The sequence below is a fragment of the Azorhizobium oxalatiphilum genome, assembly GCF_014635325.1.
In the GTDB taxonomy this organism is placed as follows: domain Bacteria; phylum Pseudomonadota; class Alphaproteobacteria; order Rhizobiales; family Xanthobacteraceae; genus Azorhizobium; species Azorhizobium oxalatiphilum.
In genome coordinates this window covers 501,692-519,373 of sequence record NZ_BMCT01000002.1, presented here as the reverse complement: position 1 = coordinate 519,373, position 17,682 = coordinate 501,692, and the positions used below count along the sequence as shown (strand labels likewise).

The window sequence follows — 17,682 nt, the reverse complement described above, 5'->3', positions numbered from 1 at the left end:
TTGATGGGGGTGATTACTGATGTTGCAGGGTGTTTGAGGCCATTCATTTCGCGTGGTGCGTAATGTGGAGCAATCCGTCAGGTGGGAAGCACGCACCAAAGCGAAAGGCGTCTGCACCGAAGGCGGGGTTCCCTCCCAGCCCTCCCTCGTGCCGAAGTCGGATGTTCCGGCTTCGGTGCTGTGTCGCCGATGCCGGTATCGGCCGGTTTCTGGCGGGTGAGGGTCTTGCCGCGCGCGGGTGTTGAGCGGTTGCTCTCTTATGCGCCCTGTCAGCCCTCGTTGCGTGTCCCGGCCGCAGGCTGAGCCGGACGGGCCGGGTAGTCGTCGCCCGGATAGATGCCCCAGAGCCGGGCCTGCGGCACGTAGCCATCCAGCCGGCGGCCCTTCACCGCCACCCGGCACCAGTCGTTGCGGCAGCGTTCCAGCCGCACCTGCACGTCGGGGGCCAGCCACGCGATGAGCGGTGCCTCGGGCTGCGGGCGGCTGTGCAGGCCCACATTCTGCCCGGCGGGTGCCTGAATGGCGGCGGTGCGGGTGTTGGAGAGCATGGCCATGTGAACCCAGGCCATCTCGCCCTCGCTGTCGCGGATGCGGCGCCAGTTGCCGAAGCGGTTGAGCACCTCCACCGGCCAGCCGGCGCGGCGGAAGACCCAGAGCACGGGATAATCGAAGCCCGGCCCCACGCGCACATTGGTCACTTCGCGCTTCAGCGAGGCGAAATAGGGCAGCGCCGGTAGATTGGCATCTTCCGTCGCGCCGGCCGGGGCGCGGGGGGCGGTCCCGGCTTGCGCTGCCGCTTTGGCCTTGGCCTCGATCCCTGCCCAGATATCGGCGCCGATCTGCATCAGGCTCGGCGCCTCCGGTTCCGCCGCCGGGGCCGTGCCTGAGGCGACGGCCGGACCCGGCAACAGAAGGCAGAGCAGCAGCAGGGCGCCGAGCCGGCGCATCAGCGGCACTGGGTGAGGATGCGATTGGTGGCGGCGGTGACGCCATCCAGCGACACCACATAGCTGGTGTCATTGCCGCGCGCCGAGGTGGCGGTCAGCTCCATATTGTCGCCGGCGCGGATGGCTTTCAGGAAATCCGCTTCGCGGTCGGCCCGGCGCAGCCAGGCGTTGCTGCCGTCCGTGGTGAGGGTGAAGGTGTCGTCGCCGATGCTGGCGACCACGTTGGAGCCGGCCTTGAAGGTGTAGCCCGCCTGGAAATTGGCTTCAGTGCGCGAGGCGGCGTTGGATTTGGCGGTGATCATGAACACCACCTCGCCATGGTCCAGCCGGGCCGGCTTCATGGCTGTCGGGCGGCTGAAGGTATAGCACTCGGGCTTTCCGTTCAGCTTGTAGCTATAGGCGGTCCAGTCCTCGAATGCGCCGATGTTCGTGACCTTCTCGGCCATGGCGCTCGATCCGGCGAGGGCGAGGACGGCGAGCGCGGTGGCGATCGTGCGTGCAGACATCTCGGGGGCTCCTTGTGGTCTGGGTCGCGCTCGAAATTCGGTCGCACGTCTTAAGAGAAGGTTTCGATTTGTTTCGAAATCCGACAGGATAAAGCCACGCATTTCCCCGCACCGGCAGGTGTCATGCAAGGAATGGCGGCGGATTGGCGCAGGGATGTGCTCAAGCAATCGTGAGGTATCATGCACGGCCGCATCGTTAATCGCTGCGCCGTGGTTTCGCCCTTCTTCTTCATCTGGCGCCCGAGGCGGAACAGGGGAGAGATGCCGCCACAACCTGCGGGGCGCGATTGCAATTGCCGCTGGTATGGGGCGCCGGTATCGTTGCGTCATGCCGAGGCGGCAGGTGGCCGGCCCGCCACGGCGCGGGGGATTCGATGTGCCCTGCGCTGCCGAGGACGCGGCCCGTGCGCGGGCGGCGTAAGGCCGGGGGCATCGTAACGGACGGGCGTTCGGCGCAGGCCGGCTGGGACGGGGGACCGGATGCTCGGGGATCGTGCGCAACTCACTGGGAAGATGGTGCGGGCATGGCTGGACATGACGAATGGTTCTACGGCGCCAACGGGGAGCAGAAGGGCCCCTACAGCACCGAGCAGATGAAGGCGCTGCTGCAGGCGGGCGCCATCAATTCGCAGACGGTGGTGTGGACGGCGGGCATGGCGGGCTGGCTGCCGCTGGCCCAGAGCCCGCTCGCCACAGCATCGGCCGGCGGCCCGCCGCAGATACCGGGCGGCTATGCCCCGCAGGGCGGCGGCGTGGGCAACGGGGCGGTGGGCGGCGGGGGCATCGCGCCCGGCCCGCGTCCGGTGGGCATGGGCGAGGCGGTGAAGCGGGCGTTCAGCCAGTATTTCACCTTCTCGGGCCGGGCGAGCCGTTCGGAATTCTGGTATTTCGCGCTGTTCTGCCTGCTGGCCGCCTTCGTGCTCGGCATGGTCGATCTGATGGTGTTCAGCACCATGCTGGAGGATGGCGTCTCGCCGCTCAGCAATCTGTTCTCGCTGGCGGTGATCATTCCCCAGATCGCGCTGTCCGCCCGCCGCCTGCACGACACCGACCGTAGCGGCTGGTGGTATCTGCTGCTGTTCGTGCCGCTGATCGGCATCATCGTGCTCATCGTCTTCTGGGCCTCGCAGGGCACGCAGGGCCGGAACCGCTTCGGCTGAGAGCGCTTCTCACGAGGGGCGGGCATGCGGCCCGCCCCATTGACCTTTCGATCATTCCTCCGCCAGATCCTGACCCTGTTTCCGGTTCCGGATTCCCTGGAGGATGAGCGACGCATGTCCGATTTCAGTTCGGCCCAGTGGTTCTATGGTGAAAACGGGGTCCAGAAGGGGCCGTATTCGACGCCGCAGATGACCGCGCTCATGGAGGCCGGGGTCGTGACAGGCCAGACCCTGGTCTGGACCGAGGACATGCCGGGATGGGCGCCGCTGGCCGAAACGCCGCTGGCTTCGGCCCACACCACTGCTGGCGCGCCGCCGCCGCTCGGCGCGGGCGGCGGCTATGCGGGCGGTGGATACGCGGGCGGCGGATATTCGGGCAGCGCTTACGGGCACGGGGCCTATGGCGCCGCCGGCTGGGCGCCGCCGCCATCCGTGGACATGAAGGATGCCATCCTCACGGCGTTCAACAAATACGCCACCTTCTCCGGGCGGGCCAGCCGCTCGGAATTCTGGTACTTCCTGCTGTTCACCACGGTGGTCGGCTTTGCGCTCGGGCTCGTGGACTTGGGGCTGACGCGGGGCGATTTCTCGCCCTTGTCGAACCTGTTCTCGCTGGCGGTGCTGCTGCCCTCCATCGCCCAGTCCGTCCGCCGCCTGCACGATTGCGACCGCAGCGGCTGGTGGGTGCTGCTGGCGCTGGTGCCGCTGGTCGGCATCATCGTGCTCATCGTCTTCTGGGCGCAGCGCGGCACCGCGGGGCCGAACCGCTTCGGCTGAGGCCGGTTCGCGCCCTGCGGTCAGCGCCGGGGTGCGGCGCGGCGCGGGTTCCGACACCCGCGCCAACTGGGCGAAGGCGTCAGCTCGCGGGCGTGCCAGCGTCCGGGGCATCCTGCGGCAACGCGATGACCACCAGCACCTGCGCGCGCACGGGGCCTACGCTGCGCACCTCGTGCTTGATCTCGCCCTCGAAATAGAGGCAGTCGCCCGCGCTCATCTCCAGCTCTTCCGCCCCGAGCTGGATGGCGATGCGGCCGGAGACCACGAACAGCAGTTCCTCGCCGCCATGGGCCCAGCGCGGGTCCGAGCGCACCGCCGGCTTCATGTCCGGCGTCATGAGGAAGGGCTCCATCATCTTCCGGGTGCGGCCGGCCGCCAGCGGGAACAGGCCGAAGCCGCCATCCGGCCCCTGCATCGCCTCGCCATTGCGGGTCAGCGTATACTGCGCGCTCGGCTTGGCATTGAGGTCGAACAGCTGCGCGATGTTGACGCCCAGCGCCTCGGCAAGGCGCAGCAGAGCGGTGATGGACGGCGTCTTGAGGCCGCGCTCCACCAGCGAGAGATAGCCGCGCGTGAGCGCGCTGGCGGTCGCCAGCCGGTCCAGCGTCAGGCCCTTCTCGGTTCGAAGCTGCCGCAGGTTGGGACCGAGCCGGTCGGCCTTGCTGGCGTCTAGCACGCGAAAATCCCCGATTGCCGCAGCGCCGCCCGCAGGGGCGGGCGCGCGGCGCAAAATTCGAAAATCTGTTTAGCAGATGCGGGGGCGTGATGCGGAAATTCTCGCCAGTGCGGCGCATCAAATTCATGCAAAGCCAGCCCGCCAGCCTGTTGCCTGACGGAAAATAATGCAAACAGGCGCCTGCGCTTCCCCTAGGCGCCGCAACGGCCCGTGGGGGCGCGTTTCCACGGTTTCGGCGCGCTTGATTTCTGTCAGTAAACATGTTGCTTTTGCGACATGGACGGGATCGCGGGCCTTGTCGGGGCGCCGGTTTCGCCTCCTCGGGAAGAGAGCAGCCGCATGGCCTTGCACACCCTGGCACCGAGCCCCGGTTCCGGCCCTTGCGGCCGTCCGCCCCCTCAAGCTTTCCGCGCGCCTTCGCCTGCGGCGAAGACGTAGCCCATTCATGAGCAGATGATCATCAGGTTGCGTTCCTGATCTGCTGATCACCGAACCGCCTGCGCTGTCGCGCGGGGAGCGATGGGCCGTGCCCGCGCGTCCGGCGCCTGCGCAAGCCTTGTCAAACGGCGGTTTCCGGCAGGCCGGGGCCGCTCCGGAAGACCCATAAGAGTTCCGCCCCTCCGCCCGGACGCAGAAGCCGGACGGGGACCGGCCGCGTGCGTCCAGAACCATAATCCAGAGAGGCACCACATGACGTTTACCGGAACCCTGTCCCCAACCCAGTCGGAGCCGGCCGCAGCCGGCGCGGTGGCGCCCGACGAGATGCGCCGCATCGTCTGGTCGTCGGTCATCGGCACCGCTGTCGAATGGTACGACTTCCTGATCTATGCCGCCGCCACTGCGCTGGTGTTCAACAAGCTGTTCTTCCCCGTGGGCGATCCGGCCATGGGCACCATCGCCGCCTTCGGCACCTATGCGGTGGGCTATTTCGCGCGGCCGCTGGGCGCCGCCATCTTCGGCCATTATGGCGACAAGCTCGGCCGCAAGGCCATGCTCGCCACCACCATCGTCATCATGGGGCTGGGCACCTTCTGCATCGGCCTTCTGCCCACCTATGAGCAGGTCGGCATCCTCGCGCCCATCCTGCTGGTGATCCTGCGCTTCGTTCAGGGCATCGGCATCGGCGGCGAGTGGGGCGGGGCGGTGCTCATGGTGGTGGAGAACGCCCCCGCCAAGAAGCGCGGCCTGTTCGGCTCCATGGTGCAGGTGGGCAATCCCATCGGCAATCTGGCCGCCATCGGCATCTTCGCTTTGGTCTCGCAGATGCCCGACAGCGCCTTCCTGAGCTGGGGCTGGCGCATTCCCTTCCTGCTCTCCATCCTGCTGATCGTGGTCGGCCTGTTCATCCGCCTGAAGCTGGACGAGACCCCAGCCTTCCGCGAGATGAAGGCCAAGAGCCAGGTGGCGCAGGCGCCGCTGGTGGAGATCTTCCGCGATCACCGCCGGCCCTTCTTCACCGCCGTGGGTCTGAAGATCGCCGAGATCTCCTACGCCTCCGTCGCCTCCATCTTCGTCATCTCCTACGCCACCGCCAATCTCGGCATGGCGCGCGCGACCATCCTCAACGGCGTGTGGGCGTCGGCCTTCATCGCTCTGTTCACCATCCCGCTGTTCGGCTGGATGTCGGACAAGCTCGGCCGCAAGACCATGTTCCTGCTGAGCTGCCTGTTCTGCGCCGGCTTCGCCTTCCCCATGTTCGCCTTGCTGGAAACCCGTGATCCGATGATCGTCACCGCGACCATCGTGGTGGCCATCTCCTGCGGCCAGATGGTGATGTTCGGCGTCGGTGCCCCCTGGTATTCGGAGCTGTTTCCGGCCCGCCTGCGCTATTCCGGCGCCTCGCTGGGCTTCCAGATCGGCGCGGCCATTTCCGGCGGCCTCACCCCCTTCGTCGCCGCCTCGCTGCTGGCCTGGACGGGGGCCACCTGGCCGATCTCGCTGTTCCTCATCGGCTGCGCGCTGATCACCGCCTTCGCCACGATCATGGCGCCGGAGACCGCACGCAAGGAACTGATCTGACGCTCATCCCGTCCCTGTCCCCGGAGGTTGCGCGCCTCCGGGGACTTTTCCGTCTCAACGCTCAACCGGGAGGCCCCAAGAATGCTGACCCTGCAACCCTCTGTCGAGACCGCGACCCTCGCCTTCACCGGCGTGGTGCGCCATCTGCACATCACCGCCCGCGCCTTCCTGCCCATGCGGGCCATGGAGGAGATCAAGCTGATCGCCGGCAAGGGCATCGAGGGCGACCGCTACATGATCGGCCGCGAGCAAGGCTTCTACTCCGACCGCCCCGAGGACGGCCGGCAGGTGACTTTGTTCGAGATCGAGACGCTGGAAGCTCTGAAGCGCGACCACAAGATCGACCTCGGCCCCGAGGAGCACCGCCGCAACGTGACCGTGGAAGGCGTGCCGCTCAACCATCTGGTGGGCCGCCGCTTCTGGCTGGGCGAGACGCTGCTGGAGGCGACCCGCCTCTCCATTCCCTGCCGCCACATCGAGGAGATCACCGGCAAGGTGATCTTTGACCCGCTGATCAACCGCTCCGGCCTCAACTGCCGCATTCTGGAAGGCGGCACGGTGCGCATCGGCGATCTGGTGCGGAGCCTCTGATGCGTCGGCACTCGGCCATCCTCACCCGCGTCACCGCCATCGAGGAGGTGGGGGAGGGCGTCAAGCGCTTCACGCTTCAGGATCCGGAAGGGTGGGAGCTGCCGCCCGCCCGGCCCGGCGCGCATCTGGACCTGTTCCTGCCCGGCGGGCTGATCCGCACCTATTCGCTCTGCGGCCCGCCGCATGCCAAGGACCGCTATGTGATCGCGGTCAAGCGCGAGGTGGAGGGGCGGGGCGGCTCCATGCTGCTGCATGATCAGGTAAAATGCGGCGACGAGATGCATGTGAGCCTGCCGCGCGGCGGCGTGCCGCTGGGGGCGGGCTTCCATCTGTTCGTGGCCGGCGGCATTGGCGTCACGCCCTTCCTGTCGGCGGCCTCCGCGCTGCTGGCCCAGGGGCGCAGCGATTTCCGCCTGCATGTGATGAGCCGGGGCACGCCGCCGCTGGCCGACCAGATCGCGCCGCTGGTGGCCTCGGGTCTCGCGCAGGTGCATGACACCACGCGCATCGCCCGCCCGCGTCTGGCGGACATGCTGGCCGGGGCACCGGAGGGGGCGAGCGCCGCCTGCTGCGGCCCCGTGCCCATGCTGGAGGATTTTTCGTCGCTCACCGACGGCTGGCCGGCCGAGCGGGTGCATCTGGAGCTGTTCGTGCCGCCGCCTCTGGTGCCGGACCCGGATGCGCGCGCCTATACGCTGGTGCTGGCGAAGTCCGGGCTTGAGATCGAGGTTCCGGCGGGCGCCAGCATGGCGGATGCGCTCAGCGCGGCGGGCGCGGACGTGCACGTCTCCTGCGGCGGCGGCATCTGCGGCACCTGCGCGGTGACGTATCTGGAAGGCACGCCGCTCCACCGCGACCGCTGCCTGTCGCCTACGGAGCGCGGGCACAAGCTCATGCCCTGCGTGGCGCAGTCGGCGGGTGAGCGGCTGGTGCTGGAGTTGTGAGGGGGACGCTGAGCGGACGCGCAACGCGTCCCTTCTCTTAGCTATTGGGGGCTTTGCGGCAGGGATGCGGCGTGGTTCCTTTCCACCAGCGCAACAGGCTCCCTCTCCCGCTTGCGGGGGAGGGTTGGGGAGGGGGCAGAGCGCCGTCCCCCCTTGTCGCCGCGGCTGTGGTCTCCAGCGGTCCCCGGCACGCCCGCCACTGCGCCAATCCCGCAGGTCGCGCGCGCCCTATATGTCCCGCTGGGCCCCCTCCCAATCCTCCCCCGCAAGCGGGAGAGGGCTTGCCCGCCCGGCATTCTGCCGACCGCTCCCGGCCAGAGCAACAGGTCCCCTCTACCCTCCCGCGCGCCCCCTCACGCGCCCGCCACCACCTCCCGCGCCACCTCGCTGATCAGCCCGCGCAGCCAGCGGTGGGCGGGGTCGGCGCGGTAGCGGACGTGCCAGGCCATGTCCACCGGGAAGGTGCCCAGATCCACCGGTGCCGGCAGGATCTTCAGCCGCGTGTCATGGGCGATGCGGGAGCAGATGAGCCGGGGCAGGGTGGCGCAATAATCGCTCACCGCCACCATCTCCGGAATGGCGAGGAAGTGCGTCACGGACACCGCCACCTCCCGCTTCAGCCCCTGCCGCTCCAGCGCCTGGAACAGGCCCGCCTTGAGCCGCCCCGGCGGCAGCACGTTCACATGGCGCAGGCGCTCGTAGGTGGCGCGGGTGAGTTTGTCGCCAACGTCGGGATGGCCGGCCCGCACCACGCAGGCGAGGCCGTCGTCCATCAGATGCTGCACCACCAGATTGTCCGGCACCTCGGTGAAGCGCCCGAGCGCTAGCGCGGTGGTGCCGGAGACGACGCCGGTCTCGGCGAGATCCGAGCCATAGGGCGTGAGGCGCAGGCGGATGCCGGGCGCCACCTCGTTGAGCCGCGCCACCACGGCGGGCACCAGCACGAACTCGACATAGGAGTTGGGCGCGAGGGTGAACAGGCGTTCCGCCGTGGCGGGATCGAACTCCTGCTGGCCGCGCACCATCTCGTCGATCTGGCCGAGCGCTGAGGCGAGCACCGGCGCCAGTTCCAGCGCCAGTTCGGTGGGCTGGATGCCGTAGCGCTCGCGCACGAACAGCGGATCGCGCAGCACCACCCGCAGCCGGGCGAGGGCGTTGGAGAGGGCCGGCTGCGTCATGCCGAGGCGCTCCGCCGCGCGGGTGACGCTGCGCTCCTCCATGAGCGTGAGGAAGACCGGCAGCAGGTTCAGATCGTAGCGCATCAGTTATAATGCCACGTGAATATCTGAAATCACAGCAATAAACTTCTGCAATATGTGGGGAAGGCGCATGGTCTGCCCATCCAAACGGGGTCACGCAAATCCGGCCCCTGATCCGATGGAGGCAGACATGAGCAAGGGCAAGGTTCTCGTAATCGGTTCGAATGCCACCCGCATCGAGATTGAGGGCGGCGGATGGGCGCCCACCGGGCAGTATCTCAACGAGACGGTGGTGCCGGCCATGGCGGTGATCGCCGCCGGCTATGAGGTGGTGTTCGCCACCCCGGACGGCACGCAGCCGACCATCGATCCGGCCTCCGACAGCGCCGAGCATTTCGGCGATGACGTGGCTGCCTATGAGCGGGCCAAGGCCTTCTTCGCCACCGACCCGGCCATGACCAACGTCCGCGCCCTGAAGGACGTGATCGCGGACGGGCTGGAGCCCTATGCCGGCGTGTTCGTGCCCGGCGGGCAGGCGCCGGGGGTGGATCTGATGCAGGATGCCGAGGTCGGCGTGATCCTGCGCCACTTCCACGCGCGCTCCAAGCCGACCGCACTGCTGTGCCACGGCCCGATCGCGGTGACGGCGGCCATGCCCCACGCCCGCGAGTTCCGCGCCGCCCTCATCGCCGGTGATACGGCCAAGGCCCGCGAGTGGGCGAAGGGCTGGCAGTATGAGGGCTATGCCATGACCGTCTTCTCCAACAGCGAGGAGAAGGTGGTGGAGGACTATGTGCTGCATGCCAAGCTCTACTTCAGCGTGGTGGACGCGCTGGAAACGGCGGGCGGCAAGGTCGTCACCACCCCGGTGAATTTCGAGCCCAATGTGGTTGAGGATCGCGAGCTGATCACCGGCCAGAACCCCCGCTCGGACCACCCGATTGCGGAACGCTTCGTGGCGGCGCTGGACCGCGTGCTGGTGGCGGCCTGAAGATGCGCGCGGCGGGGCTGAAACCCGCCGCCGCGGCCTGCGGATTTGCCGAATTCTCCTGATACAGGCCATAGTTGGCTCCGGGTGAGGTCATTTCCGCAAGGCCATCATGACGTTTAGCCGGCGCACGCTGCTTGTACTGGGCTCAGCATGGGGAGGACTGGCCATGACCGATCGGGCTCTCAGCCAGAAGGCCGCTGCCGGGGCTCCCGCAAAAGTGCTGTTCGAGGGCACGCTGCTCGCCGACTTCTTCCAGATTTATCTGCGCGATGCGGCCCATCCGGCCCTGCCGGAGGGTTATGACGATGCCGCCATCGCCCGTCGCCTCATGGCGGGGCCGTATGCGGTGATCCTGCACACCGCGCGCAACATGCCGGTGCCGCTGCGCGTGGAGTGGCACAATGCGCGGCCGGAGCCGGACCTTTCCGCCGGCCAGCACGTGGTGGAGGCGGGCTTCGCCAGTCCTTCCGGCACGCTGGTTCTGGCGGGCCTCACCGATTACGAACCCACCGCGCCGCGCCTCGCGGTGCCGGCGGGTCCGCTCGGTGTCCGCGCCGTCCTGTCCGGGCTGGATACGCTGAGCGCGGATGGGCTGGAGGGCCGGGACGTCTACCTGCTCCAGCTCTGGCCCGGCGCGATGCCGCCGGGTGTGCAGGTGCTCAAGGCATGGCCGGGCGGCTAGCCGCTTTCGACCCGATTCAATTGCGAACAAGGACCAAAGACATGTCGAACGTGAAGATCGTGGCCATCCTGAAGGCCCGTCCGGGCAAGACGGAGGAACTGAAGGCGCTGCTCGCCGGCATGGTCGGCTCCTGCCGGGCCGAGCCGGGCAACCTGCGCTGGGACATCTGGGTGGATCAGGCCGATGCCGGCCGCTTCATCCTCGATGAGCTCTATGTGGATCAGGCGGCCGTGACCGCCCATCGCGAGACGGAGCACTTCAAGCACTATTTCGCCCACATCAACGATCTGGCCGAGCGCGCGTCGCAGCTGCTCGACCCGGTGGACGTGGCCTGAGGGATCGCGCGCCGGGGCCTGCGATGATCCGCGGGCCGGCACGCATGGACGTCGGAAGGATTGAAATCATGAGTGAAGACATCAAGGGCAAGATCGTCCTGATCACCGGCGGCGGCACCGGGCTGGGCGCCGAGACGGCGCGCCATCTGGCGTCGAAGGGCGCCCGCGTCGCCGTGGCCGCCCGGCGCAAGGACAAGCTGGATGAGGTGGTTGCCGCGATCACCGCAGCCGGTGGCGAGGCGCGGGCCTATGCGCTCGACGTGGTCGACAAGCAGCAGGTGACGGCCGTCGTAGCGGCGGTGATCGCCGATTTCGGCGGGCTTGACGTGTTGATCAACAATGCCGGGCTCATGCCCATCCGTCCCATGGCCGAAGTCAATACGGACGAATGGGATGCCATGATCGACGTCAACATCAAGGGCACGCTCTACGGCATCGCCGCCGTGCTGCCGGGCTTCCTTAAGCAGGAGCGCGGCCACATCATCAACCTCAGCTCCGTGGCCGGCCTCAAGGTCTTCGCACCGGGCGGGACGGTCTATTCCGGCACCAAGTTCGCCGTGCGGGCCATCTCCGAGGGCCTGCGGCAGGAAGTCGGCGGCAAGGTGCGCGTCACCTCCATCGAGCCGGGCGCCGTGGACAGCGACCTGAAGCTCGCCACCACCGGCACGGCGCAGTCCGCCGTGCTGGATTTCTACAAGCAGGCCATTCCGGCCAGCTCCGTTGCGCGGGCCATCGCTTTCGCCATCGCCCAGCCGGCGGACGTGGACATCAACGAGATCGTTCTGCGCCCCACGGCGCAGGAGTTCTGAACCGGCCGGCGGCAGGCGGGCGGGGGGGGGCAACGCCCCCGCCCGAGCCGGTCGGAGGCCATGATTTCATCCAACCGGACAGAGGATTCTGACCATGGCACTGAAAGATATTCTCCCCGGCCGCCTCGGCTTCGGCGCCGCGCCGCTGGGCAACATGTTCCGCGACATTCCCGAAGCCGAGGCGCTCGCCACCGTGGAGGCGGCGTAGGCCGACGGCATCCGCTATTATGACAACGCGCCCTTCTACGGTGCGGGCCTTGCCGAGATCCGCATGGGCGAGGCGCTCGGCGGCAAGCCGCGCAATGAATATGTGATCAGCACCAAGGTGGGCCGCGTCATCCTCGACGAGATCGAGGACATCAGCGCCCGCGATCAGGGCGAGAAGGGCGAGGTGTTCAAGCACGGCCGCCCGAACAAGGTCGTCAACGACTATACCCACGACGCCACCCTGCGCTCCATCGAGGACAGCCTGAAGCGGCTGAAGACCGATCACATCGAGATCGCCTTCGTGCATGATCTGGCGCAGGACTTCTGGGGCGACCGCTGGCTCGAAAAGTTCGAGGAGGCGCGCACCGGCGCCTTCCGCGCGCTGGACCGGCTGCGCGATGAGGGCGTGATCAAGGCCTGGGGCCTCGGCGTCAACAAGGTGGAGCCCATCGAGCTGGTGCTGGAGCTGGAGGAGCCGAAGCCCGACGCCTTCCTGCTGGCCGGCCGCTACACGTTGCTGGACCATTCCCGTGCCTTGCAGCGGGTGATGCCCATGGTGGCGGAGCGGGGCCTCGGCATCGTGGTCGGCGGGCCCTACAGCTCGGGCGCCCTCGTGGGTGGGCCGAACTTCGAATATGCGCCCGTCACCCCGCCCATGGCCGAGAAGATCGCCCGCATCAAGGCCATCGCCGACCGCCACAAGGTCAGCATGAAGGCGGCGGGGCAGCAATTCTCGCTGGCCCATCCGGCGGTCGCGGCCATCATCCCCGGCGCCAGCCGGCCCGAGCGCATCGCCGAGGACGGCGCGGCCTTCCGCGAGCAGGTCCCCGCCGACTTCTGGCGCGAGCTGCGCGCGGCGGGGCTGGTGGACCTGGCGGCCCCGTTGCCCGGCGGGGCGTGAAACAAGAAGCGCGGCGGCCGTCTCGTGACAGCCGCCGCGCTTTTTTCTTTAGCTGATCCGCCTTGGAGCGCTTCATTGCTTCATGGAAACACTGAAGCACTCCAACTTATTGATAGAGAATGTTTTTCGGCTTGGATTGCGGAGCAGTCCAAGCCAAACATGCTCTAGGCAGCGCGCACCGTGGACAGGAAGCGCTGCATTTCCGTGTGCAACTGCTGGGCCTGATCGGTGAGCGCGGAGGAGGCAGCCAGAACCTGGCTCGCCGCAGCACCGGTGGCATCCGCCGTGCGGGCCACGTCGGTGATGTGCGTGGTCACGGTGTTGGTGCCGGAAGCCGCCTGATCCACGTTGCGCACGATCTCCCGCGTGGCGATGCCCTGCTCCTCCACGGCGGCGGAGATGCCGGACGCCACATCGCTCATGCGGCGGATCTGCGTGCCCACGCCCTCGATCACCGAGACCGCATGCTTGGTGGTGCCCTGGATGGCGTTGATCTGGGCCTCGATCTCCTCGGTGGCCTTGGCGGTCTGGTTGGCCAGCGCCTTCACCTCGGAGGCGACCACCGCGAACCCCTTGCCCGCATCGCCCGCCCGCGCCGCCTCGATGGTGGCGTTGAGGGCCAGCAGATTGGTCTGCGAGGCGATGTTGGAAATGAGGCCGATGAAGTCGCCGATGCGCGCGGCGGCCTGCGCCAGCTCCTGAATGACCGAGCCGGTCTTTGCCGCTTCCGACACCGCATTGGCGGACAGCTCCGCCGACTGCTGCACCTGCCGGGCGATCTCGTCCACGGAGGAGCCGAGCTGCTCGGCGGAGGAGGCGACCATCACCACGTTCGTGGACGCTTCCTCAGCCGCCGCGGCCACCGCCGTGGACTGGCTCGACGTCTTCTGCGCCGCCTCGGTCATGGACTGGGCGGTGGAGTGCAGCTGATCGGACGCCGAGGAGACGTTGCCGATGATGCCGCCCACGGCAGCCTCGAAATCGCTGGCGAGCTTCAGCATGCTCGCGCGGCGCTCGGCCTCGGCGGCCTGACGGCCCTCGGCCGCCTCGCGCTCCAGCGTGGCGTTGCGGACCATCTCTTCCTTGAACACCAGCACCGCGCCGGCCATGGCGCCGATCTCGTCCTTGCGCTCGGTGCCGGCCACATCGGCGGTGAGATCACCGCCGGCCAGCGCCTGCATGGTGTCGGTGAGGCGCGAGATGGGACGAACCACCCGGCGCAGCACCACGAACAGGCCGGCGAGGCCGATCAGCAGCGCCGCCAGCAGGACGCCGGCATTGGTGATCACCGAGGAGCGGGCGTCGGCCGAGGTGCGGTCGGCGGCATTGGACAGCTCGTCCATGGCGACGACGCCCACATTGCCCACAGTCTCCAGTGCCGGGATGACCTGCGCGCGCCATTGCGTCACGTCGATCTCGCCCTTGTTGCCGCTGGCGAGGTTGGAGACCAGCGGGTCGCGCATGGTGCGGAAGGGGCCGCCGAAATAGGTGTCCTGCGCCTTGGCGACGGCGGCCTTCAGGCTGTCGGGCATGTCGTCGGCACCGACCATCTGGCGCACGCTCGCCCAGGCCAGCGTGGTGTTGGCGTCATCCGCCGTGATGGCCAGCGTCTCCTTCGGCGTGAAGGGGCGGGCATCGCGCTGCGCGCCGGTGACGACGAGCGCCGAGTTGCCGGCGGCTGTGCGGGCGTCACCCGCCGCCGCCCGCACGGCGATGAAGCGGAACAGGCCCGGCTGGAGCTGGCGGATGTCGCGCTCCACGCTCTGGGAATAGCCGGCCACCGTGTCGAGCAGCTTCTCGCCCTCCGACATGACGCGTCCGCCGAGCTGCGGGTTGCGGCTGGCGATGGGCAGGGGCGTTGCCGCGTCCACCTCGACCCGCAGGCGCTTCATGGCGTCATAGGCGGCGGTGAGGTCCTGGCTCAGGCGGGTGATCTTGGGATCGCTGACGACGGCCATTTTGGCGAAGGCCGACTTCATGCCCGCATCCACCTTTGCGCGGCGGCCATTCAGGCTGGTGACGGAGGCCTGGTTCTTGTCCGGCGGGGTCTGAAGCAGGGAGTTGCCGTCGGATCGCTCAAGGCGATAATTGGCGAGGATCTCGAACAGGTTGCGATTGATGTCCGCCAGATCCGACGCGCGATCGGCGGCCTGATAGCGTGCGTAGGACGACTGCAGCGACGTTGCGGACACGCCCGCAAGCAGGGCGCTGGTGGCGCAGAACAGGGCAACAAGCGTTGTTTTGACAGTCAAATGCATGGCTAAGCCTCAAGGCGGCACTATGCTACCCTTATTATAAGGCGGTGCTGTCCTGAGGCTTGCTTTTATATCCCATCATTTCGCATCAACTTTGCCTGTTGCATCTGCGATGATTTCGTCATTTGAAATAGAATCGGCGACCAAGAATAGAAGCGTGTTGCACTGCAATATGACTTGGTCGGGAGGGGCACCTTCCGGCCGGCGCCGGGCGCGGCGTCCTGTCAGGCGAAGATGCGGATGACGATATTGTCCTTCACCGCCATGGCGTCGGGGCTGTGGCGGATAGCCAGTGCGCGCGCCTCGTCGAGGCATGCGGCGATCTCAGGCAGCAGCGCCTTGTCGATGCGCCGCAGTGCCTCGGCGTGGATCAGCGTGACATGCCGGCGATGGTGGATGTTCTCCAGCATCCAGTCCGACACCACATCCTGAAAGGCATCCAGCGACCGGCCCGCGATGAGCGGGCTGTCGGCGCCCTTCAGCACCCTGCCGATGCGCACAAGAGCCTCCTGCGCGGTCGTCGTGCCGGCGAGGTCGATGACAATGGTGTCGCGGCTCGCCGTCAGCGCGTGCGCCGCCGCCTCGGCCATGGGTCTGATGGGGAGCATGGGCGTATCGTTGCGGGAGGGGTGGCGCGGCTGCTCAGTCCTCCACCGGCTCCCGCCCGCGTCCGCTCAGAAAGCCGAAGCCGTGCGCCGGGCAGTCGTCGGCGCGGCACTGCTTGTCCAGTGCGTCCTCGTCGGCGATCTCGCATTTGAAGGTGGAGACCAGATCGTCCACCTGGGCGCGCGTCAGATAACGCGGGTTCACGTTGCGGGTGAGGAGATAGAGCTTCGCCGTCTCCTCCAGCTCCTCGGTGGCGAACACTGCCGCCTCAAGGCTCTCGCCCGCCACCACCGGCCCGTGGTTGGAGAGCAAAACGGAACTGTACTTCCCCGCCAGCCCCTTGATGGCGTCTGCCACCGCCGGGTCGCCCGGCCGGTAATAGGGTACGAGCGCCGTCTGGCCGGCGCGCATCAGATAATAGGGGGTGAGCGGCGGCAAAGCCGAGCGCGGGTCGATCTCCGGCAGCATGGTGAGCGCCACCGCATGGGTGGAGTGCAGATGCACCACCGCGCGGGCCGAGGCGCGGGTGTCATAGAGCGCGCCATGCAGCGGGATCTCCTTGGTGGGCTTGTCACCGGAGAGCAGGTTGCCGTCCGCATCCAGCCGCGACAGGCGGGCAGGGTCGAGATGGCCCAGCGAGGCGTTGGTGGGCGTCACCAGCCAGCCGCCATCCTCCAGCCGGACGGAGATGTTGCCTGATGAGCCGGGGGTCAGCCCGCGCTCGAACAGGGAGCGGGCGAAGCGGCAGATGTCCTCGCGGAGCGCGGTCTCAGAGGTCATGACATGTCCAGTCTCAGGCGGTGCCGCCGGGCACCAGTTCGAAGCCGAGGTCGAGGCGCGGATCCGGCGGCGGATCGCAGGTGAAGGGCGCCACCGCGAGGCGGGCGGCGGCGGCCCCGATCTCCACCCGCGGCGTGCGGATGGTGGAGAGCGGCTGCGGCAGCACCCGGCCGATGGCAAGGCCGTTGAAGCCGAACAGCGCCAGCTTCTCCGGCAGGACGATGCCCCGCGACAGACACAGGAAATAGCCACCGAAGGCCATGTCGTCATTGGAGAAATAGACCGCCTCGACACCTTTCGCGCGGGCGAGCACGCGCTCAAGACCTGCCTGTCCGGCCTCCACGGAGGTGGGCGCGGCGACCGTCTCGCGATCCTGAAGCGCGAGGCCCTGTTCGCGCAGCACCTGCTCGAAGCCGGCGAGGCGCTTGGCGGCGCGGGTATCGGCGGCCAGATCATGGCCCACATAGGCGATGCGCCGGTAGCCGCGCGCCAGCAGATGGCGGGCACTGGCCCGGCCCACCTCCAGATTGGAATAACCCACCGCCAGATGGATGGAGGGGCCGTCGAGGTCCATCAGCTCGATGATGCGGGTGCCGGAGGAGGCCATGAGCGCGCGGGCCTGCGCCGTGTGCTCCAGCCCGGCCACCATGAGCGCCGCCGGCCGCCACGCCAGCATGGCGGCGATGCTCTGCTCCTCGCGCAGCGGATCATATTCCGAGACCGCGATCACCGGCTGGTAGCCGTCCGCCTCCAGCGACTGGCTGGCGCCGCGCAGCACATCGGGGAACACGATATTGGCCAGCGAGGGAATGACGATGCCCACCAGCTTCGAGCCGGAGGAGGCCAGCGTGCCGGCGATGCGGTTCGGCACATAGCCGAGGCGCGCGGCGGCGGCCATCACCCGTTCGCGGGTCTTGGGGGAGAAGGAGCCGTGGCTGCGCAGCACGCGCGACACCGTGCTCTCGCCGACGCCGGCGGCAGCGGCCACATCCGCGAGTGTCGCGGCGGGCGGGCGGGGCACGCGGTCGTCCACGCGGATGTTTCCTTCCCAACCTGTCCGGCGCTCGCTCATGATCCCGGAGCCGGTTCGGGCCGGACTGTCCCATCTCGCGCCGCCGCGCGCAAGGATCTCCGGCAGCGCTGCCATGGAAGGCTTGAAACGATTTGGGGAAGGGATAGGCTACGGGATGGCAGCGCTGCCAAAGCGCGCCCAAAGGGAGCCGGAAACGGCACCCAAAGCCAGACATACGGGACGGAACACGGGAAGGGCAGGCCATGACGGTTGAGACAGGCACCG

General features: G+C 68.0%; 16 protein-coding genes and 2 pseudogenes. 10 read left to right on the top strand and 8 right to left on the bottom strand.

The window, feature by feature from the left end; all coding sequences use genetic code 11:
* Window positions 1-269: 269 nt before the first annotated feature.
* Together IEW24_RS10905 and IEW24_RS10900 are read right to left on the bottom strand one after the other, a co-directional pair.
* Entirely contained in the window at window positions 270-947 is a 678-nt protein-coding gene (locus tag IEW24_RS10905; protein ID WP_188578355.1) for an SH3 domain-containing protein, read from the bottom strand.
* Window positions 947-1,453: an invasion associated locus B family protein gene (locus IEW24_RS10900; protein ID WP_188578353.1), complete on the bottom strand. Its 507-nt coding sequence runs from the start codon at window positions 1,451-1,453 to the stop codon at window positions 947-949. Before IEW24_RS10900 ends, IEW24_RS10905 begins: the two co-directional genes overlap by 1 nt.
* Before the next feature lie 524 nt (window positions 1,454-1,977).
* On the opposite strand from IEW24_RS10900, the gene IEW24_RS10895 reads away from it, so the two are divergent.
* Complete coding sequence (locus IEW24_RS10895; protein WP_188578351.1) at window positions 1,978-2,613, top strand: DUF805 domain-containing protein; 636 nt, start codon at window positions 1,978-1,980, stop codon at window positions 2,611-2,613.
* A gap of 114 nt (window positions 2,614-2,727) precedes the next feature.
* Complete coding sequence (locus IEW24_RS10890; protein ID WP_188578348.1) at window positions 2,728-3,390, top strand: DUF805 domain-containing protein; 663 nt, start codon at window positions 2,728-2,730, stop codon at window positions 3,388-3,390.
* A gap of 79 nt (window positions 3,391-3,469) precedes the next feature.
* On the opposite strand, the gene IEW24_RS10885 is transcribed toward IEW24_RS10890, so the two are convergent.
* Complete coding sequence (locus IEW24_RS10885; protein WP_188578346.1) at window positions 3,470-4,066, bottom strand: helix-turn-helix domain-containing protein; 597 nt, start codon at window positions 4,064-4,066, stop codon at window positions 3,470-3,472.
* Between the two features lie 690 nt (window positions 4,067-4,756).
* Here IEW24_RS10885 and IEW24_RS10880 point away from each other — a divergent pair.
* From IEW24_RS10880 to IEW24_RS10870, 3 genes are all read left to right on the top strand, one after another.
* Window positions 4,757-6,085: an MFS transporter gene (locus IEW24_RS10880; protein ID WP_188578344.1), complete on the top strand. Its 1,329-nt coding sequence runs from the start codon at window positions 4,757-4,759 to the stop codon at window positions 6,083-6,085.
* Window positions 6,086-6,166: 81 nt separating this feature from the next.
* A complete protein-coding gene (locus IEW24_RS10875; protein WP_188578341.1) occupies window positions 6,167-6,676 on the top strand; it encodes an MOSC domain-containing protein in 510 nt (169 codons plus the stop codon).
* Window positions 6,676-7,620, top strand: coding sequence for a PDR/VanB family oxidoreductase (locus IEW24_RS10870; RefSeq protein ID WP_188578339.1), 945 nt, complete (start codon window positions 6,676-6,678; stop codon window positions 7,618-7,620). Before IEW24_RS10875 ends, IEW24_RS10870 begins: the two co-directional genes overlap by 1 nt.
* A 353-nt stretch (window positions 7,621-7,973) precedes the next feature.
* Here the strand turns inward: IEW24_RS10870 and IEW24_RS10865 are convergent, their stop codons facing one another.
* Complete coding sequence (locus IEW24_RS10865) at window positions 7,974-8,882, bottom strand: LysR family transcriptional regulator (RefSeq protein WP_188578337.1); 909 nt, start codon at window positions 8,880-8,882, stop codon at window positions 7,974-7,976.
* Window positions 8,883-9,009: 127 nt separating this feature from the next.
* On the opposite strand from IEW24_RS10865, the gene IEW24_RS10860 reads away from it, so the two are divergent.
* The 5 genes and pseudogenes from IEW24_RS10860 to IEW24_RS10840 all read left to right on the top strand — a co-directional run bounded on the left by IEW24_RS10860 (window position 9,010) and on the right by IEW24_RS10840 (window position 12,744).
* Window positions 9,010-9,810 (top strand): type 1 glutamine amidotransferase domain-containing protein, encoded by an 801-nt coding sequence (locus IEW24_RS10860; RefSeq protein ID WP_188578335.1) that lies wholly within the window; start codon window positions 9,010-9,012, stop codon window positions 9,808-9,810.
* A 166-nt stretch (window positions 9,811-9,976) separates the two neighbouring features.
* A complete protein-coding gene (locus IEW24_RS10855; RefSeq protein WP_188578333.1) occupies window positions 9,977-10,492 on the top strand; it encodes a hypothetical protein in 516 nt (171 codons plus the stop codon).
* A gap of 41 nt (window positions 10,493-10,533) precedes the next feature.
* Window positions 10,534-10,827: a putative quinol monooxygenase gene (locus IEW24_RS10850; RefSeq protein WP_188578331.1), complete on the top strand. Its 294-nt coding sequence runs from the start codon at window positions 10,534-10,536 to the stop codon at window positions 10,825-10,827.
* A gap of 68 nt (window positions 10,828-10,895) precedes the next feature.
* Window positions 10,896-11,636 carry an SDR family oxidoreductase gene (locus tag IEW24_RS10845; RefSeq protein ID WP_188578329.1) on the top strand — a complete coding sequence of 247 codons (741 nt, stop codon included), beginning with the start codon at window positions 10,896-10,898 and terminating at the stop codon, window positions 11,634-11,636.
* A gap of 94 nt (window positions 11,637-11,730) precedes the next feature.
* Window positions 11,731-12,744 (top strand): annotated as a pseudogene (locus tag IEW24_RS10840) (aldo/keto reductase).
* Between the two features lie 164 nt (window positions 12,745-12,908).
* Here IEW24_RS10840 and IEW24_RS10835 read toward each other — a convergent pair.
* The 4 genes and pseudogenes from IEW24_RS10835 to IEW24_RS10820 form a co-directional block, all read right to left on the bottom strand.
* Window positions 12,909-15,002 (bottom strand): methyl-accepting chemotaxis protein, encoded by a 2,094-nt coding sequence (locus tag IEW24_RS10835; protein ID WP_188578327.1) that lies wholly within the window; start codon window positions 15,000-15,002, stop codon window positions 12,909-12,911.
* Between the two features lie 221 nt (window positions 15,003-15,223).
* Window positions 15,224-15,607, bottom strand: a complete 384-nt coding sequence (locus tag IEW24_RS10830) for a barstar family protein (RefSeq protein WP_188578325.1) — start codon at window positions 15,605-15,607, stop codon at window positions 15,224-15,226.
* A 136-nt stretch (window positions 15,608-15,743) separates the two neighbouring features.
* Window positions 15,744-16,385, bottom strand: a pseudogene (gene otnC / locus IEW24_RS10825) (3-oxo-tetronate 4-phosphate decarboxylase); the annotation flags it as partial.
* Window positions 16,386-16,398: 13 nt separating this feature from the next.
* Window positions 16,399-17,457: a LacI family DNA-binding transcriptional regulator gene (locus IEW24_RS10820; protein WP_188578322.1), complete on the bottom strand. Its 1,059-nt coding sequence runs from the start codon at window positions 17,455-17,457 to the stop codon at window positions 16,399-16,401.
* Window positions 17,458-17,682 lie beyond the last annotated feature (225 nt).

Bases quoted from the DNA above. Each gene is read 5' to 3' on its own strand.
- IEW24_RS10905 (WP_188578355.1), bottom strand. From the start codon at position 947: ATGCGCCGGCTCGGCGCCCTGCTGCTGCTCTGCCTTCTGTTGCCGGGT.
- IEW24_RS10900 (WP_188578353.1), bottom strand. From the start codon at position 1,453: ATGTCTGCACGCACGATCGCCACCGCGCTCGCCGTCCTCGCCCTCGCC.
- IEW24_RS10895 (WP_188578351.1), top strand. From the start codon at position 1,978: ATGGCTGGACATGACGAATGGTTCTACGGCGCCAACGGGGAGCAGAAG.
- IEW24_RS10890 (WP_188578348.1), top strand. From the start codon at position 2,728: ATGTCCGATTTCAGTTCGGCCCAGTGGTTCTATGGTGAAAACGGGGTC.
- IEW24_RS10880 (WP_188578344.1), top strand. From the start codon at position 4,757: ATGACGTTTACCGGAACCCTGTCCCCAACCCAGTCGGAGCCGGCCGCA.
- IEW24_RS10875 (WP_188578341.1), top strand. From the start codon at position 6,167: ATGCTGACCCTGCAACCCTCTGTCGAGACCGCGACCCTCGCCTTCACC.
- IEW24_RS10870 (WP_188578339.1), top strand. From the start codon at position 6,676: ATGCGTCGGCACTCGGCCATCCTCACCCGCGTCACCGCCATCGAGGAG.
- IEW24_RS10865 (WP_188578337.1), bottom strand. From the start codon at position 8,882: ATGCGCTACGATCTGAACCTGCTGCCGGTCTTCCTCACGCTCATGGAG.
- IEW24_RS10860 (WP_188578335.1), top strand. From the start codon at position 9,010: ATGAGCAAGGGCAAGGTTCTCGTAATCGGTTCGAATGCCACCCGCATC.
- IEW24_RS10855 (WP_188578333.1), top strand. From the start codon at position 9,977: ATGACCGATCGGGCTCTCAGCCAGAAGGCCGCTGCCGGGGCTCCCGCA.
- IEW24_RS10850 (WP_188578331.1), top strand. From the start codon at position 10,534: ATGTCGAACGTGAAGATCGTGGCCATCCTGAAGGCCCGTCCGGGCAAG.
- IEW24_RS10845 (WP_188578329.1), top strand. From the start codon at position 10,896: ATGAGTGAAGACATCAAGGGCAAGATCGTCCTGATCACCGGCGGCGGC.
- IEW24_RS10835 (WP_188578327.1), bottom strand. From the start codon at position 15,002: ATGCATTTGACTGTCAAAACAACGCTTGTTGCCCTGTTCTGCGCCACC.
- IEW24_RS10830 (WP_188578325.1), bottom strand. From the start codon at position 15,607: ATGCTCCCCATCAGACCCATGGCCGAGGCGGCGGCGCACGCGCTGACG.
- IEW24_RS10820 (WP_188578322.1), bottom strand. From the start codon at position 17,457: ATGAGCGAGCGCCGGACAGGTTGGGAAGGAAACATCCGCGTGGACGAC.